We start from the raw sequence: 17,289 nt of genomic DNA, 5'->3' as shown, positions 1-17,289 counted from the left end.
GCTCCGGCACACCAGGCCGGTGAACGGGCGGTGGCCCCTGCCAACCGGCAGGGGCCACCGCCCGCTCTCGTCACAGAGGCCTCCACGCCTCTTCTGAGCCTCCCGGAGGCCACATCGTCACCCCCGGGCGAGCGGCCGCCTCAGGGGAGGGCCAACAGCTCCCTGGGCAAGCCCGAGATCCGCGTATAGACACCCGGGCTCCCAGCACGCCCGCAACCGCTTCCCCAGGACACCAGGCCGATGAGCCGTCCCTGCGCGACCAGCGGCCCCCCACTGTCGCCCTGACAGGCGTCCCGCCCCCCCTCCTCCTCGCCGGCGCACAGCATGGTCTTGGTCTTGTACGTGCCGTCGGTACTGCCCGGGTACGCCCTTTCGCACACGGTGTCTGGCAGCACCTGCACCTGTGCCGCATGGAGCGTAGGGGCGTAGTCACCGGCCCCAGTGGTGTCCCCCCAGCCGTAGACATCCGCCCGCGTCCTCGGCTCGTACGCGGGGTCGCCCTCCCTCGCCATGGGGAGCACGTACCCCTCAGGGAGGGGCTCGGCCAGGGTGAGGGCCGCGGCGTCCCCGGAGTTGGTGTGAGCGTCGTATTCCGGGTTGACCCGGACACCAGCGACCGAAATCTCCTTGCCTTCCGAGGTCCTCAGATCTCCGCGTCCTGCGATGACCTTCAGGTCCTTGACGTCCTCCGGCGGCACGCCGAGTACGTCCTTGCTCATGCAGTGACCAGCCGTCAGGACCGTTGTAGGCCCGATCACCACGCCCCCGCAGAACTGGCCCGACCGGGTACCCCCGAACCGGTCACGACTGGAGACCGCCACCACCCACGGGCTGGCGGCCACCTCCACCGGCTTACCGCCGATGATCACACTGTCGGCCGACGCGGGCACCGGGGAAGCCAGCGGCAGGGCGGCGGCAGCGGCCGTCGTGGCCAGTACCCCCGTCCACGATCGGGCGAAGGGACGACGCATGCGATCTCCTCACTCTGAGCTGCGATGGCTTACCCAGAGTCAGTCAGTGCCGCATACCGCGCACCCGCGCGCGGAAGGCCCGAAGTCCTCGTACGAGGACTTCGGGCCTTCCGGAAACGCTCTGACAGCTGTCGAGGTTTAGTCGAGGTAGTCGCGCAGGACCTGCGAGCGCGACGGGTGACGCAGCTTCGACATCGTCTTCGACTCGATCTGACGGATGCGCTCGCGCGTCACTCCGTAGACCTTGCCGATCTCGTCGAGGGTCTTGGGCTGGCCGTCCGTGAGGCCGAAGCGCATGGAGACCACGCCCGCCTCACGCTCGGACAGGGTGTCCAGGACCGAGTGCAGCTGCTCCTGGAGGAGCGTGAAGCTGACCGCGTCAGCCGGCACGACCGCTTCGGAGTCCTCGATGAGGTCACCGAACTCGCTGTCGCCGTCCTCACCCAGGGGGGTGTGGAGGGAGATCGGCTCACGGCCGTACTTCTGGACCTCGATGACCTTCTCCGGGGTCATGTCGAGTTCCTTGGCCAGCTCCTCCGGGGTGGGCTCGCGGCCCAGGTCCTGGAGCATCTGGCGCTGGACACGGGCCAGCTTGTTGATGACCTCGACCATGTGCACCGGGATACGGATGGTGCGTGCCTGGTCGGCCATGGCGCGGGTGATCGCCTGACGGATCCACCAGGTGGCGTACGTGGAGAACTTGTAGCCCTTGGTGTAGTCGAACTTCTCGACCGCGCGGATCAGACCGAGGTTGCCCTCCTGGATGAGGTCCAGGAAGAGCATGCCGCGGCCGGTGTAGCGCTTGGCCAGGGAGACCACCAGGCGGAGGTTGGCCTCCAGGAGGTGGTTCTTGGCGCGGCGGCCGTCCTCGGCGATGATCTCCAGCTCGCGCTTGAGCTTGGGGGCGAGCTTGTCGGCGTTGGCGAGCTTGTCCTCGGCGAACAGGCCGGCCTCGATGCGCTTGGCCAGCTCGACCTCCTGCTCGGCGTTGAGGAGCGGGACCTTGCCGATCTGCTTCAGGTAGTCCTTGACGGGGTCGGCGGTGGCACCGGCCGCGGCGACCTGCTGGGCCGGCGCGTCGTCCTCGTCCTCGTCGGACAGCACGAAGCCCTGGGCGCCCTCCTCGGCGGGCTCGCCCTCTCCGGGCTTGCCGGCGGCGGGCGTCTCCTCGGTGGCCTCTTCGTCCAGAAGCTCGTCGGCGTCCTTCTTGGAGGCGGACTTCTTGGCCGTCGCCTTCTTGGCGACGGTCTTCTTGGCGACGGCCTTCTTTGCCGTCGTCTTCTTGGCGGCGACCTTCTTCGCGGGCGCGTCCTCGGCGGCGCCATCCGCGGTCGGCGCCTCAGTGGCGGCGGTGGCGGTGGGCTTCGCCGTGGCGGCCTTGGCCGCGACCGTCCTGGTCGCGGTGCGCTTGGCCGGGCTCTTCGCTGCGACGCTCTTGCGGGGGCGCTTTGGCTCCGCGGCACTGACCATCAGCGTCACACCCTCTTCCTCGAGGATCTGGTTGAGGCTGCGCAGAACGTTCTTCCACTGAGTGGCCGGAATCTGGTCAGCTTCGAAGGCACGACGCACGTCATCGCCGGCGATCTGCCCATCAGCCTTTCCCCGCTCGATGAGCGCCATGACAGAGACGGATTCGGCGATCTCCGGCGGGAGCGTACGGGATGTGCTGGCCGACACGAACAACCTCTCGGAACGTTGGAAAACGGCTTCCGGCCCCGTCCATTGTGGACCGGAGCCGACGACCGGCGGCTAGGGATTCGGGCCGACGGCGCGGGCGGGGGCCGGGGAGCTACACAGCGTCGCGAACGACGGCTGTATTCCCTCCTCGGCTATCACCTCTTAGGTCATCGCGCTGTTCCTTGGAGCGTTACGCCCAATCTACGTGGCCCGAGTCACACCCCGTAAGTACTCAAAAGCATCCAGATACGGCCAGAAGCGACCTATACGCATGCACGAATGATCCCCCGATGGCCCACGATGCAACCCTCACAATCGCGTCGCCGGACCCCACCGGGCTCCTGAGGAGCCCGCGGAGATCCGGCGACGCGTGGTGCGGCGGCGGAGCCGTCGTCGGCGCGGGGACGACGCGACGCCTGCCGTGGGGCGCGCGCACAGCGGACGGCTGGACGCGCGGTCAGTGCTCGCGTGGGGCGGGCACGACGCGCTCCACCTCCGGGTGGACGGTGAGCAGCTGCCGCATGGCGGCCTCGGCGCCGGCCCCGTCGCCCGTCGCGAGGGCGTCGACCACGCGCGAGTGGTGGACGAGCGAGGTCTCGCTGGGACGGTCACACCCGGTGACCGGCCCTCCGGAGACCTGCAAGGCAGCCGAGACGATGCCGGAGAGGTGCTCCAGCATGCGGTTGCCCGCGACCTGGATGAGCATCGAGTGGAACTCGGCGTCCGCGCGCGAGAAGGTGATCGAGTCACCCTGGGTCAGCGCGTGCCCCATGATCTCGACCATGTTGGCGAGGCGCTGCTGCACTTCCTCCCTGCCGTGCCCGGCGGCGAGGCGAGCGGCGAGCGGCTCGATCATCCAGCGCAGCTCACCCAGCTCTCGCCGCTGGTGGTCGCGTTGCGGCCCGAAGGCCCGCCACTCGATGATGTCCGGGTCGAGCAGGTTCCAGTCGCTGACGGGACGCACGCGCGTGCCGACGTTGGGCCTGGCGCTGACCAGGCCCTTGGCCTCGAGCACGCGCAGCGACTCGCGGACGACGGTGCGGGACACCTCGAAGCGCTGGCCGATCTCCTCGGGGACGAGTGGGCGGTCGGCTCCGAGGTCTCCGGAGACGATCATCTGACCGAGCTGCTGGACGAGCTGGCCGTGCAGTCCACGGCCACGGCTTCCGGAGGCGCGCCGGCTCACACGCCCCAGGTCGTGTTCGGCGCCGTCCCATGCGGGGGCGACGACCCGGTCGCCGGCGCCCGAGGGCTCGGCGAAGGGGTATCGGTCGAGGTCGCCCGGGCCGGCGAGACCGGAGTCGGCGGAGCGGGCGGTGGTCATCATGGTGTGCGCAAGGGTACTCACGGATCAGTTGTCGGCGTGGCCCCCAACTCCCTTGAGGTCTTTGGTGAAAAGCACACGAAAGGGTGATCGCTTACCCCGCCGCAATTGACGCCTTATCGGAAAGAAATGAGCGCCGTCCGGGGAGTTGCGCACACCCCCGGAACGGAAGGCGGCGGACGGTCGTCAACGGACTCTGCCGCGTACCGTCGTGAGCACATATGCGCAGAGCAGGGCGGTCAGCGACAACATCAGCGCACCGCCCACGGGTTGAGCGATCATGCGCACTCCCCCCGCCACGTACCGCTCGGCCCCGAAGGGCCATTGCATCAGCGCGAGATCCCGCAGCCGCCCCGGAAGTCCGGCCGCGGATCGCACAGCAGGTCCCTCAACGGCCTTTTGTACGAGCGGTACGACGATGATCGGCACCGCCAAGACCGCGGCCAGGCCGGCGGTCGTGGACCGGAAGACGCCTGCGGCCAGTACTCCCGCCCAGGCGCACCCGGTCACCAGGGCTGCCCAACTCGCGCTCAAGGAAAGCCAGTCCCCGGGAACTCTGATGAGTTCGTCTCCGTATACAAGGTGAAGCAGCGCGGCGTCAGCGCCCACCGTGAGCAGGCCCAAGAGCAGCGCCGTGGCGGCGGCGACCAGCAATTTGGCGACGAGGAGCCCGAGGCGACGCGGGACGGTCCCCCGGTCCGCGGCGAGGGCGGGATGCCGGAATTCATCCCCGAAGGCGAGGGCCCCGAGCAGCCCCGCGCCAAGGACCGCGGGGGGCAAGGGAAGTTCATGGGGCCAGGCGGCGAGGAGGCGTGGCTGGGGTGTGTGCCCGGACCGCGCCAGGAAGACGCAGATCAGGGCGGAGGCGGCAAGGACGGCGGCGGCGGTGAAATAGCCGGTCCCGACACCCGTCAGACGCCGCAGTTCGTACCGCAGCGGGCGGAGAGGGCCGCGGCCGGGACGGACGGTGATGGGCGGCGGCAGGGGGGAGAGGGAGTCCTGAGTGGTGTGAGGGAGAGGGAGAGGGGCCGCGGGGAGGAGTTCCGTTTCGTCTTCGACGAGGCCCTTGCCCGAGGGCTCGGCAGCAGCTTCTACGGACGTTTCCACGGAGACCTGACGCCCGTCCTCCTCGGTCGAAGCGGATGCCACCGGCCGCCCCAACGGCCCCGAGACTTTCAAAGGTCCCGCGTCAGCGCCTGAAGGCCCCGCGTCTCCGACCTCGTCGGCGAGCTGGTGGACGAGGATGCCGTGACGGTACGCGGCCTCCCCCACGTCGGCGCAGTTACTGCCGTACACGGAGAGTCGATTGCCGTCCTCCTGGACCACCTCGATCGACCGCTGCCCCGCGCGGGCCTCCTTGGCCAGAATGGCGGCGAGGCGGGCAGCATGAGGGCTCAGGACGGCGACGCGGGGGCGGAGCCGGGTCCGCGCGAAGTCGGCGGCCTCCTGGTCCGCGACGAGCCGTCCCGCCTCCAGTGTGACGACACGATCGGCGGTCCGCGCCGCCTCTTTGGGGTCGGCCGTGGTGAACAGGACCGTTCCGCCCTGGGTCGCGTGGGCGCGCAGGATTCCGTGCAGCCAGGCGCTTTCCCGGGCGGAGAGCCCGTCGGCCGGCCCGTCCAGGACGAGGGTGTGCGGGTCGGGGAGCAACGCGCAGGCCAGCCCGAGGCGACGGTCCATGCCGCGCGAGAGGGTGCCGAGGCGCTGGTCCCGGAGGCTGACGAGGCCGACGGCCTCAAGGACGTCGTCGGCGCGCAATACAGGCACTCCCGCGGCCGCGCACAGCATGCGCAGGTGTCCACGGACCGAGCGGGCCGGGTGCCCCGGAACATCGCCCAGGAGGACGCCCACCTCGCGCGACGGGTGGGCGATGTGGTGCATGGGGCGGCCTCTGAAGTACGTGATTCCGCGGCCCTGTTGGAGTTCGAGCATGAGCCGCAGCGCCGTGGTCTTACCGGCGGCCTCGGCGCCGAGCAGCGCCGTTACCCGACCGGCGCGCGCCTCGAAGGACACGTCGTCGACGGCGGGCGGTAGCTCCTGACGGGGATTGCTGGTCAGTCCGATGGCCTGGATCATCGCTTCTCTCGCAGGATGTGCGACCGCTCGGCGGCCGGGGCCCGTCCGCCGGATCGGGGACGGACGAACCCCGTGGGTACCGCAGCAAGATAACGCGATATTTCTGGCTTTTCGGGCAGGAGGTGGGCCACTGGTGTCCGCCGAGAGACGAGGACATCCGGAAAAGGCGGGGGCGGAGGGCGAGGGTGGAGGGCGAGGCAGACAGGGAGGGCGGAGGGTGAGGCCGACGGGGGTGCGTGGGTGCTCAGACCTCGGGGCGCAGCATCGGCGGGTTGAGCAGCGTCGCGCCTCCCGCCCGGAAGAGCTGCGCGGGCCGGCCGCCCTGCCGGGTCGTCGTGCCACCCGTGGGCACGAGGAAGCCCGGGGTGCCGGTCACCTTCCGGTGGAAGTTGCGCGGGTCCAGGACGACACCCCACACCGCCTCGTACACACGTCGCAGCTCGCCCACGGTGAACTCCGGCGGGCAGAACGCGGTGGCCAGCGACGAGTACTCGATCTTGGAACGGGCGCGCTCCACGCCGTCCGCCAGGATCTGCGCGTGATCGAAGGCGAGCGGCGCGGCAGGCTCGCCCTCACGGCCGAAGCCCGCTTGGTCGAGCAAGGTCCCCACCGGTGCCCAGCGCGCACTGTGCGCGTCGCCGCCCGCGCGAGGCGCGGGCAGGTCGGGGGCGAGCGCCAGGTGGGCGACGCTGACCACCCGCATCCGCGGGTCCCGCTTGGGGTCGCCGTATGTGGCGAGCTGTTCGAGATGCGCTCCGTTGGCCTGCGCCGGGGCGTCGGGGTCGTGTGCGCACAGGCCCGTCTCCTCGACGAGTTCACGCGCCGCCGCGGACGAGAGATCCTCATCCGGACGGACGAATCCTCCTGGGAGCGCCCAACGCCCTTGGAACGGCTGCTCGCCGCGCCGCACGGCCAGCGCGCAGAGCGCGTGACGGCGCACGGTCAGCACGACCAGGTCGACAGTGACGGCGAAGGGCGGGAAAGCCGACGGGTCGTAGGGGGACATGCCGCGATCATAGTCGTCTGCCTGACGATAAACACCTCCTTCGCCGATGGCTTCCGGTCCGGCTCTTTTTCCGCACGTATGACCTTCGGCTGGCTTCCGGCCTGACTCACACCCCCAACTGGAGTCCGTCGGCCGCTTCCTCGACCATGGCGAGGCCGAGCCGGCTCACCCGTACCGAGAACGGTTCACCCGCGACGCTCAGTGCCGTCAGTCCCAGCTCGCCCAGGGGGGCGCCGCGAAGCGGCCTCAGCGTCACCGTCCCGGCCGGCGCGTCGGGGCGGATTCCTGCCAGCGCCGTAAGGACATGCACCCCGGCGGCCGCGGCGGTCGCCGCCGGACGGCAGGCCGCCGGGTGCGGCAACGGGGCACTGCCTTCCGTCCGCTGCTCCCCCGCGTACATCTCAGGCAGCCGATGGCCGAAGCTTTCGGCCGCCGACAGCATGCCCCGCAACAGCGAACTCGCCTCCTTCTCGTACCCCGCTTCCGCCAGCCCCGTGACGGCGATCGCCGTCTCCTGCACCCGGACCGCCCCACCTCGGTGCCCGAACGGGTTGTACGCGGCCTCCTTGGCCCCGAGGCTCCGCAATCCCCAGCCGGAGTCCATGGCGGGACCACCGAACAGCCGGGCGAGTTGTTCCGTCTGGACCCTGTCGAGCAGCCCGGGTGCGAGCGCCCCCGCCCCGAGCAGGCCGGTGTCCAGAAGGTGCGCCGCTCCCCCGGTGAGGTGCGGTACGAGGCGGCCGTCACTCAGCCGGGCCAGGGCAGGTCTGCCACCGGCCCGGTCCTGCACCCAGAACTCCTCCCTGAACGTCGTCCGCAGCCGCTGGGCCCACTGCCGCAATCCGACCCCTCCCTCAAGGCCGTACGCATCGAGGAGGTCCGCGCCGAGCAGCGCGGCCCGATGAGCGTGCGCCTGGGTCTCACATCGCGCGAGCCCGCTCGGATGCGCGTCCGGCAGAAAGTCACTGTCACCGACCGCCGCACGCAGCCACCCCAGGCACTTCTGCGCCGCGGGCAGCAGCTTCTCCACCTCCTGCCCAGGCATCCCCCAGCGCCGCGCTTCGGCAAGGAGGGCCGGGAAGAGCAAGGTCGCCTCGGTGCCCGTGCAGCCGGGCGGCAGGTGCGGTCCCGCGTCCCTCAGCGGTCCCGGGATCATGCCTGACCGCGGTCCCGAGCCCGCGAGTTGACTTCGAGCGAGGGTCCGCAACGTCCCGGCGGCGAGCCGTGTACCCAATGGCAGCGCCATGCGGGCGGCGGCCAAGGCCTCGGCGGGCGCGAGCCCGCAGCGCCACGGCGCGCCCGCAGCCGGAAACATGTCGGTGGGGTGCTCCGGGTCCCGCAGCAGCAACGCCTGGAGGTCCTCGACGGCCCGGTCGAGCAGCGGCCTGACCCTGGGGTCGTCCCCGACGGCTCGTGCGGCGACGACGGAGCGCAGCGCGCCCTGCCCCGCTGCGCGGACCGGTCCGGCGCCATCGGGCCTCACCCGCAGTTCCACACTGCGGGAGGCGCCCGGCGGCAGGTCCACCTCCCAGCGCAACAACCCCGCGGAGGCCAGGGCGTCGGCAGGTGCCGGGTCGGCCGTGACCACGCAGTGGGCCGTGGCGGTGGACCATCGCATGCCGGAATCGTGCACGCTGGCGGGCAGTTCCGGTCCGGCTCTGCCGGACGCGACGGCCCCCACATCGGCTAGATCCGTGCCGAGCGAGACCTCGACGGGCAGCCGCAGGGGGCGCACGGCCGCGCTGTGCAGAGTGATCCGTTCCGTACCGTCCGCGTGGCGGATCCGCTCGATGACGATCTCCGGGTCGGGACCGCCGTCGGTCGGAAGACGCAGGGTCGCCATGAAGCGGGCGCTGTCCGCCGAGAGCATGCGGGCCTGTACGGCGACCGGCTCGCGGCCGGCCACGCGAAGCTGGCACCGGGCGAGGATCCGGCGCCCCGCGCGGTAGAACCCCTCCAGTCCGTGACCGGTCAGCTGCCCTCGTTCCGTGGAGATGGCGAAGGCGGGCAGGGCTACGCAGATCAAGGCCGTGTGCGCGGGCGGGAGATCCACGGGGCGGTGGGGCGCCTGAGCTGATGTGCCGGACGGGCGCGGTGCGCCAGGCCTGGTTACGGGGGCCCGAACGGGCCGCCGGGGCCCCTCTCTGTCGGACGCGGAAGACGGAGCGGAAACGGACATGGGGCGGCTTCTTCGGCGTTGTCTGCGCTACGAAAGGTCGGAGGCGGTACAGCAACGCGACCCGGCCACAGATACCGCCACTCAGGTGAACGGACCCGCCCTCCCCCAAGTCACGCCCCCACGGCGGGAAGCCGACCACATGGAGCCAACTTCCTATGGACGCCACTGCCCGGCGCAGCCGCGCCGCCCACCTGGCCCACCTGGCCCACCAGCGGGCGGGTGGCACGGGGTGACCGGGCGGCCCGGGCTGCGCGCTCATCGACCGTTCCTCGCACCGCGCCTGATGGTGCGCCGCCGATTCTGCGGGCCTGTGCCGGGGCCGCCTGAGGCGTGGGTGCCGGCGGGTCCGCCCGCGCCACGGGCGCCGCCCGGGCCACCTGCGGCGCGGAGGGCGTCAGAGCTTCGGGAGTTACCGCTTCCCGAGGAACGCGGGAGCCGACGACGTCGCCGCCGAGGGGTGCCTTCTCGCGCCGTCGAGCCGCCCGTCTCCAGCACCTGCTCCGCCCCAGGGGGTTCGACCTCGTCATCCGGTGACCCGAAGGCCTCCCTCGCGTCCGCATCGCCCAGGCCGTCTCGCTTCCTGCGGAGACAGCGGCGGACCGACTCCGGATCCATGCCTTCGTTGCATGCGTGGTGCAGGAGCAGGGCGAACGTGTACTCGCAGTCGGCCCGCAACGCCATGTCCAGGGCCTCCTGGCCTTCCGCCACGTCACCGAGGGACCAGGCCACCCACCCCGCGAGGGACAGTGGCGCCGCCGCATGCTCCTCGTACGCGCCGACGCAGCGTCGGGACAGCGCCCGCCAGAGGCGCAGGGCAGAAGGTGCCTCGTCTCCCTCCATCCACTCCGCCGCTCGATCACGGGTCGTCCGGACCTGGAGGCCGAGGATCAGTGCGGCCGCTTCATCGTGCGCGATCAGTTCGTCGTCCCTGTTGTCCGCCTCGAGCGTGCCGGAAACGGGCAGTGCGGCAGCCAGTCGCGCCATGACTCGGCGCGCCAGGTCGAGTGTCTCGGCGGCGGTCGCGTCCTCCTCGTTCAGAATCCTGGGGAGGAGAGTGAGGCCGGCGGCGTCCAGCGCTCGCTCCTGCTCCGCCACCGCCGCGGTCTCCCAAGGAGTGAGCCGCGCCCTGATCTCTCCCTGCGTAGCGACCGCCTGGACTCCCATGTACGTCGCGGCGGCCGCGAGGACCGAGGTGCCGGGCCTGAGCAGAGGGGTCCCCTCCGGTGGGCAGCACCGGGTGTCCGGACAGCAGTAGGTCCAGAAGCGGCCGCCCGAGATGCACACCACTTCGAAGACCGGGACGTCGAGGGCTCCGCACGCCGTGCGCAAGACCTGCGCCAACGGTCGGAGACGCTGCACGACCTGCTGTCCGGACTCCGATTCGCCGGGCTCCTGGCAGAGGAAGGCGACGATGCCGTCAGGGCGGGCTCCCCTGCGCTCACACCCGCCCACCAGGCACCTGGCCAGTTGCTGCGCGACGGACGCCCAGTCGCCTGAGCGCTCGGGAATCCCCAGCCGGACACGGCCGCCGAAACGCCCGCGCTCGCCGTGCAGAGCGATGAGCACGATGCTTTCCTCGGGCTTGAACCCGAGCAAGTACGGCAGGGCGTCCGCCAGTTCAGCCGGGGTGCGCAGGGTGACCAACGGGTCCTCGAACGGGTCGCCGCTGGGTGTATCGCCACCTGTTCCAATGGCGCCACCAGGGCTGACGGTGCCGTCGGGGACGCCGGCGTCAGCCGCGCCATTGGGGTTGGTGGACTTGATGGGGCCGGGGGACTTGATGAGGCCGGTGGATTCGATGCGGCTGGTGGACTCGATGGGGCCCGTGGATTCGATGGGTTCGACAGGGCCCGCCAGGTCGTTCGGACCGACAGGATCAGCCGGCTCACTCGACCCGACCAGGCCAGCCGGGTTTCCAGAGCCGGCGGAGACAGCCGGGTCCCTCGGGGCCGCGGGGCCAGTCGGGTCGCTCGGGGCCGCAGGGCCAGCCGCGTCGCTCGGGTCGATCGGTCCGATTGCTTCGCTGTGATTCGTCATGCGCCGACTGTCCCGCGGATCGCAAGATTCCGGTTGACCCTGTGGATAACCTCGATCAGGGGCACGCCAAGACTTATCCACAGCCTCGCGGACTCGTTCGCCTAATGTCCGACCCATCGGGTTGCATGGGGGCATGAGCAACGAAGATCTGCGCACGGCGGCCGACGCCGTCCTCGCCCGCCTCGTCGGCGGCTCCTCCCCTGAGTCCGGCGGGGCGCCCTCGTCGGGCGGTGCCCGGCTGCGCGAGGATCAGTGGCGCGCGATCGAGGCGCTCGTCGCCGAGAAGCGCCGGGCGTTGGTCGTGCAGCGCACGGGATGGGGCAAGTCCGCGGTGTATTTCGTCGCGACGGCCCTGCTGCGCGAGCGCGGCAGCGGGCCCACCGTGATCGTCTCGCCCTTGCTCGCCCTCATGCGCAATCAGGTCGAGTCGGCCGCGCGAGCCGGCATCCGCGCCCGCACGATCAACTCCTCCAACACAGAGGAGTGGGAGACCGTCCAGGCCGAGGTTGCCGCGGGCGACGTCGACGTGCTGCTGGTGAGTCCGGAGCGGCTCAATAACCCGGATTTCCGCGACCAGGTGCTGCCCAAGCTCGCCGCTGCCACCGGCCTGCTCGTGGTCGACGAGGCGCATTGCATCTCCGACTGGGGCCATGACTTCCGCCCCGACTACCGCAGGCTGCGCACCATGCTGGCCGACCTCCCGCCCGATGTGCCGGTCCTGGCCACCACGGCGACCGCCAACGCGCGCGTGACGGCCGATGTCGCCGAGCAGCTCGGCACCGGGGGCGGCTCGGACGCCCTCGTCCTGCGTGGCCCTCTGGACCGGGAGAGCCTGAGCCTGAGCGTCCTCCAGCTGCCGAATGCCGCGCATCGCCTGGCCTGGCTGGCGGACCACCTCAATGATCTGCCGGGCTCCGGGATCATCTACACGCTCACGGTCGCCGCCGCCGAGGAAGTGACCGCCTATCTGCGGCAGTGCGGGCACACCGTGGCCTCGTACACGGGCAAGACCGAGAATGCCGACCGTCAGCAGGCCGAGGAGGACCTCCTCGGGAACCGGGTGAAGGCCCTGGTCGCCACCTCCGCCCTCGGCATGGGCTTCGACAAGCCCGACCTGGGGTTCGTGGTCCACCTGGGTTCCCCCTCCTCGCCCATCGCCTACTACCAGCAGGTAGGACGCGCCGGCCGCGGTGTCGACCACGCCGAGGTGCTGCTCCTGCCGGGCAAGGAGGACGAGGCGATCTGGAACTACTTCGCCTCGCTGGCCTTCCCGCCCGAGGAGCAGGTGCGCCGCACCCTCGACGTCCTGGCCCAAGCGGGCAGGCCGCTTTCACTGCCGGCCCTGGAGCCCCTGGTCGAGCTACGCCGCTCACGGCTGGAGACGATGCTCAAGGTCCTCGACGTGGACGGGGCTGTCCGGCGCGTCAAGGGCGGGTGGATCTCGACCGGGCAGCCGTGGGCCTACGACACGGAGCGCTATGCCTGGGTCGCCAAGCAGCGGCAGGCCGAGCAGCAGGCGATGCGTGAGTACGCGTCGGCGTCCGGTTGCCGTATGGAGTTCCTGCGCCGCCAATTGGACGACGAGGGTGCGGCCCCCTGCGGGCGCTGCGACAACTGCGCGGGGGTGCGATTCGGCGACGAGGTTTCCCCCGCGGCGCTGGACTCGGCGCAGGGTGAGCTTGGGCGCCCGGGCGTCGACGTAGAGCCGCGGAAGATGTGGCCCACCGGCCTGGCCGCGGTCGGCGTAGAACTCAAGGGACGTATCCCGGCAGGCGAACAGGCCGCCCCGGGGCGGGCCTTGGGGCGGCTCTCCGACATCGGCTGGGGCAATCGTCTGCGCCCCATGCTCGCACCGCAGGCCCCGGATGGGCCGGCGCCCGACGACGTGGCCAAGGCCGTGGTGGAGGTGCTGGCGGACTGGGCGAAGGGGCCCGGTGGCTGGGCCTCGGGTGGGGGTGACGCACAGACCCGGCCGGTCGGCGTGGTGACCATGGCCTCGCACACCCGGCCCCAGTTGATCCAGTCGCTCGGCGCCCGGATCGCCGAGGTCGGCAGGCTCCCGCTGCTCGGCTCCATCGAGTACGCGCCGGGGGCCGACACCGGCCGGACCCCGAGGAGTAACAGCGCACAGCGGCTGCGCGCCCTGGACGGCGCGCTGGTGGTGCCTCCCGCGCTTGCCTCCGCGCTTCAGGAGGCCGACGGCCCCGTGTTCCTGGTGGACGACCTGAGCGACAGCGGCTGGACTCTGGCGATGGCCGCGCGCATGCTCCGCCGTTCCGGGGCCAAGGGGGTGTTGCCGCTGGTCCTGGCGGTGCAGGGATGAGGTGAGCGTCGAGGGGCCACGAGTTGGGCAAGGATATAAGCGACGCATCATCCAATACCGGCGTGCGGCCCCAATTGCTCGTTGCCGCAAGCCATGACGACGGGAAGAATTGGAATTGCTCCCCGCGCGGTTCCCGTGGCCCAGTAGGGCTGTGCCGCGGTGCGCTCCCCCAGTCCGACCCCGCCCCTCCGTTGGGGGCGCGTAGCCGAAGGGAGGACCGTGACCTTCGGATTCGCTCCGTCCGATGCGGCGTCGCTGCCGGAGTCCTCGACGCCGGCCGAGATGTCCGCCGATTCCGCCCACCGTCTGGCCCGGATGCTCGAACCCTCGGAGTGGTCAGCCGCGGGAATCCCGTTGCTGCGCAATCCGCGTGAGATCGTCAGCGGCCTGCACTTCCGGCATCAGCCGACGCCCGCGACGGCCGTCGTGGCCGTGCTGGATCCGGACGAACGGCTCCGGGCCAGCGCCTCGTTCAGCCGCCGTGCGACCGCGACGGACGGCTGGATCTTCCGTAATGCGCTGCTCGCGCAGTTGCGCCGGGTCATCCCGCACGACCTGCGGCGCCGCACTCCGGTGCGCACCGCCGTGCTGCTCTACTGCCGTGAGGGCGACGCGCGTTGGACGCAGGAGGACGGGGCCTGGATGTGGGGACTGCGGGATGCCTGCACCTTGCACGGGCTGCGTTGTGGGGCGTACATCACGCTGACGCGTGACGGCTGGCGGGTGCTCGGTGAGGGGCGCGGCGGCCGCAGACCGAGTACTGGTTCGCAGCCCGAGGCGTTCACTGGGGTCGACCCGCCGGCGCCGCGTACCGGAGGCGCCGCCTCGGACGTACTCCGTCGCGCGGCGGCACGCTGACACGGCACTCGCCGCACAGGCGCGGCACGCTGACACGGCACTCGCCGCACAGACCGCGGCACGCTGACACGGCACTCGCCGCATAGACCGCCGCCCGGAGCCCGCAGCCCGCGCGGCACGGCGGCTCGGATCTCCCCGCAGGGCTCCGACGGACGCCAGCACAGCCGTCGCCCCTGGCCCTCGCCCGTTGCGCCACCACCATCGTGCCGCTACAGGCCCGGAACCCAGTCTCGGCGCCATCCGGAAGCAGGCCCAGCCCACTCACGGCGCTGTCGCAGTCATCCGCAGGCCGAGCACAACCCCGGGCACAGACCCTGGCATAGCCGACGGTCACGTCGGCGCCCGGCCCACACCGGACGTCCGGTGCCGGGCACAGGCGTCGGGGACGCCGGGTGCCGGGCACGGACGTCAGGCGTAGACGCCGGACGGAGGCGTCAGACGCCCGCGCCCAGCATCGAGTTGATCCGCTGCGGGTCACCGCAGACGATCAGCAGGGCGCCTGCCCGGGTGAGGGCCGTCGGGAGCGCGGCGACCGAGGTCTCCTCGCTGCCGCCGTTGACGGCGACGACGACCACGGGCCGGGACGCCGCGCGGGTCAGCGCGGAGGCGTCGGCGTAGAAGACGTCGTCGCCCGCGTCGTGCTGGGACCAGTAGGCGGCCTCGCCGAAGGACAGCTCGTGCGTGGCCCACGGGTGCGGATCGCCGGTGGTGATCACCAGGACCTCCCCGGGCGCGCGCCCGGAGTCCAGCAGCAGGTCGACGGCTTCCTCGGCCGCGTCCAGCGCGCCCTCGGCCGAGGCCGGGATCAGCTGGATCTGCGGAACCGAGGCAGCGGGGGCTTTCTCGGTGGACGCTACGGAAGTAGTCGCTCCGGAAGCAGCCACTCCAGTAGTGGAGGGGCCGGGGACGGAGGGACCGGCAGCAGCCGGGGCGGAAGGCCCGGGCTTGACGGCCGTATCACGCGGCGTGCGCTGCGCGGGTGGCATCGGCCGGGCAGGACCCGGACGGCCGGGGCGCGGCGGAGCCGCGGGACGCGGACCGGGTACGGGGCGGGGGGTCGGCGCGGTGCGGCTGCTGGCCGGCGTGGCGCGGGGACCCTGGGCACTCTCGTGAATCTGAGGCTCCTCGGGAATGAGAGGCATGAAGTGTTGTCTATCAAACGCCGATGCGACTCGCGTCGGCGGGTGGCACATGAGTGCGATCGGAAGCGCCGGAAAAGGCGTCAGAACTCGAAGCCGAGCTGACCCTCAATTTCCGGAACGTTTCCGTCCGCCCAGCTGCGGGCCTTCTTGAGATGCCGCCACTGGGGCAGCGCATCAAGATACGCCCACGAAAGCCGGTGGTACGGGGTGGGTCCCCGCTCCGCCAGCGCGGCCTTGTGCACCGGCGACGGATAGCCGGCGTTGGCCGCAAAACCGAAGTCTGCATGTTCGATACCCAGTTCGGCCATCATTTTGTCGCGCCGGACTTTGGCGATGACCGAAGCCGCGGCGACGGCCACGCAGGACTGGTCCCCCTTGATCACCGTACGAACCTGCCAGGGGGTGCCGAGGTAGTTGTGCTTGCCGTCGAGGATGACCGCGTCCGGGCGGACCGGCAGCCCCTCCAGGGCGCGCACCGCGGCGAGCCGCAGCGCGGCCGTCATCCCCAGTTCGTCGATCTCCTCGTGCGAGGCGTGCCCGAGGGCGTGCGCCGTGACCCAGCTCTCCAGTTCCGTCGCGAGCGCGGTGCGCCGCTTGGGGCTGATCAGCTTGGAGTCGGTGAGCCCTGCGGGCGGTCGGCGCAGTCCCGTGATCGCCGCACAGACGGTGACGGGGCCCGCCCACGCACCGCGGCCGACCTCGTCGACACCGGCGACGATCTTCGCTCCGGTGGTGGCGCGCAAGGAGCGCTCGACGGTGTGAGTGGGTGCTTCGTACGGCATGGCGCCAATAGCCTACGCCGCCCGAGGTCCTCCTCGACACCCAGGTCCCCGGTGATTCCGGAGCCCCCGCCGATCCGCCCGGTCGGCCGTCGCGCCCGCCCGTCAGCGACGCAGCAATGGCACCATCACCTGATCGATCAAGGCCTCGAATTCCTCGTCCCGCCATTCGCTCCCGCACACCTTGGAGCGATACATCAGCATGGCCGGAATGACGTCGCAGACATAGTCGTCCGTTCCCCCGGAACGCACCTCTCCGCGCGCGATTCCACGGCGTACGACCTCCTTGATCAGCCTTACGCCCGGCTCGATGACCCCCGCGAAGATCACGTCATGGAAGCGCTCGGCCGTTACCGTGTCGCATTCGTGAAGCACGGCGCGGAGGGCGACTCCGGGGCGCGAGAACATCGCCTCGCGCATTTTCCCGCACAGCTCCAGAAGATCGTCCCGGACGCTTCCGAGATCGGGCGCGCTGTCGAACCCGGGCAGTCCGGCCCGCAGCGCGTCCACGACGAGATCTTCCTTGGAGGGCCAGCGGCGGTACACGGCCGCCTTCCCCGTCTGTGCGCCCGCGGCCACGCCCTCCATCGTCAGCCCGTTCCAGCCGACCGTGCTGAGCTGCTCAAGAGCGGCGTCGAGGATCGCCTGTTCGAGGACAGCACCCCGGCGCCGCGGGACAGCCGTCCGGGCGGGCGTGGCCGTCCAGCGCGAAGTAATCATCGTTCTCTCTCCGTTGAGCGAGCAGTCGTCGCACCGTCCCCGAGAAGCGGGTTCGGCGACACCTCACCCTCGACCAGCATGCCAGGCAGGCGGATTCCCTTCGACAGCCAAGTGCCCGGCCTCCGACTCGAGCGGCGATCGGGTCGACGATGTCGGCCTGATCCCTCTGCACCGTGTCCGGTATCCGCCGGGTGCCC

Annotated in this window: 12 protein-coding genes; 2 read left to right on the top strand and 10 right to left on the bottom strand. The window is 71.1% G+C overall.

The window, feature by feature from the left end:
* Positions 1 to 140 precede the first annotated feature (140 nt).
* The 7 genes from IG54_RS0107080 to IG54_RS37710 all read right to left on the bottom strand — a co-directional run bounded on the left by IG54_RS0107080 (position 141) and on the right by IG54_RS37710 (position 11,270).
* Positions 141 to 971 carry a S1 family peptidase gene (locus IG54_RS0107080; protein WP_030778642.1) on the bottom strand — a complete coding sequence of 277 codons (831 nt, stop codon included), beginning with the start codon at positions 969 to 971 and terminating at the stop codon, positions 141 to 143.
* A 138-nt stretch (positions 972 to 1,109) separates the two neighbouring features.
* Positions 1,110 to 2,654, bottom strand: a complete 1,545-nt coding sequence (locus IG54_RS0107075; protein WP_030778640.1) for an RNA polymerase sigma factor — start codon at positions 2,652 to 2,654, stop codon at positions 1,110 to 1,112.
* Positions 2,655 to 3,105: 451 nt separating this feature from the next.
* Positions 3,106 to 3,996: a FadR/GntR family transcriptional regulator gene (locus tag IG54_RS0107070; protein ID WP_199809505.1), complete on the bottom strand. Its 891-nt coding sequence runs from the start codon at positions 3,994 to 3,996 to the stop codon at positions 3,106 to 3,108.
* 162 nt (positions 3,997 to 4,158) lie between these two features.
* Entirely contained in the window at positions 4,159 to 6,048 is a 1,890-nt protein-coding gene (locus IG54_RS0107065) for an ATP-binding cassette domain-containing protein (protein WP_030778635.1), read from the bottom strand.
* A 244-nt stretch (positions 6,049 to 6,292) separates the two neighbouring features.
* Positions 6,293 to 7,054, bottom strand: a complete 762-nt coding sequence (locus IG54_RS0107060) for an NUDIX hydrolase (RefSeq protein ID WP_030778633.1) — start codon at positions 7,052 to 7,054, stop codon at positions 6,293 to 6,295.
* A gap of 106 nt (positions 7,055 to 7,160) precedes the next feature.
* Positions 7,161 to 9,107 (bottom strand): glycogen debranching N-terminal domain-containing protein, encoded by a 1,947-nt coding sequence (locus IG54_RS0107055; protein WP_037896592.1) that lies wholly within the window; start codon positions 9,105 to 9,107, stop codon positions 7,161 to 7,163.
* Positions 9,108 to 9,488: 381 nt separating this feature from the next.
* On the bottom strand, positions 9,489 to 11,270 hold the full coding sequence (locus IG54_RS37710) for a DUF4192 family protein (protein WP_078593804.1): 1,782 nt from the start codon (positions 11,268 to 11,270) through the stop codon (positions 9,489 to 9,491).
* Positions 11,271 to 11,403: 133 nt separating this feature from the next.
* On the opposite strand from IG54_RS37710, the gene IG54_RS0107045 reads away from it, so the two are divergent.
* Together IG54_RS0107045 and IG54_RS0107040 are read left to right on the top strand one after the other, a co-directional pair.
* Entirely contained in the window at positions 11,404 to 13,593 is a 2,190-nt protein-coding gene (locus tag IG54_RS0107045; RefSeq protein ID WP_030778626.1) for a RecQ family ATP-dependent DNA helicase, read from the top strand.
* Between the two features lie 219 nt (positions 13,594 to 13,812).
* Positions 13,813 to 14,451, top strand: a complete 639-nt coding sequence (locus IG54_RS0107040) for a hypothetical protein (RefSeq protein WP_030778624.1) — start codon at positions 13,813 to 13,815, stop codon at positions 14,449 to 14,451.
* Positions 14,452 to 14,885: 434 nt separating this feature from the next.
* On the opposite strand, the gene IG54_RS40025 is transcribed toward IG54_RS0107040, so the two are convergent.
* The 3 genes from IG54_RS40025 to IG54_RS0107025 all read right to left on the bottom strand — a co-directional run bounded on the left by IG54_RS40025 (position 14,886) and on the right by IG54_RS0107025 (position 17,092).
* Positions 14,886 to 15,593, bottom strand: a complete 708-nt coding sequence (locus tag IG54_RS40025; RefSeq protein WP_037896587.1) for a hypothetical protein — start codon at positions 15,591 to 15,593, stop codon at positions 14,886 to 14,888.
* 80 nt (positions 15,594 to 15,673) lie between these two features.
* Positions 15,674 to 16,375, bottom strand: coding sequence for a ribonuclease HII (locus IG54_RS0107030; RefSeq protein WP_030778621.1), 702 nt, complete (start codon positions 16,373 to 16,375; stop codon positions 15,674 to 15,676).
* A 102-nt stretch (positions 16,376 to 16,477) separates the two neighbouring features.
* Positions 16,478 to 17,092 carry a TetR/AcrR family transcriptional regulator gene (locus IG54_RS0107025; RefSeq protein WP_030778619.1) on the bottom strand — a complete coding sequence of 205 codons (615 nt, stop codon included), beginning with the start codon at positions 17,090 to 17,092 and terminating at the stop codon, positions 16,478 to 16,480.
* Positions 17,093 to 17,289 lie beyond the last annotated feature (197 nt).

This window comes from Streptomyces sp. NRRL S-920, from assembly GCF_000717945.1.
Classification (GTDB): Bacteria; Actinomycetota; Actinomycetes; order Streptomycetales; family Streptomycetaceae; genus Streptomyces; species Streptomyces alboniger.
This window is presented reverse-complemented; position numbering and strand designations above follow the sequence as displayed.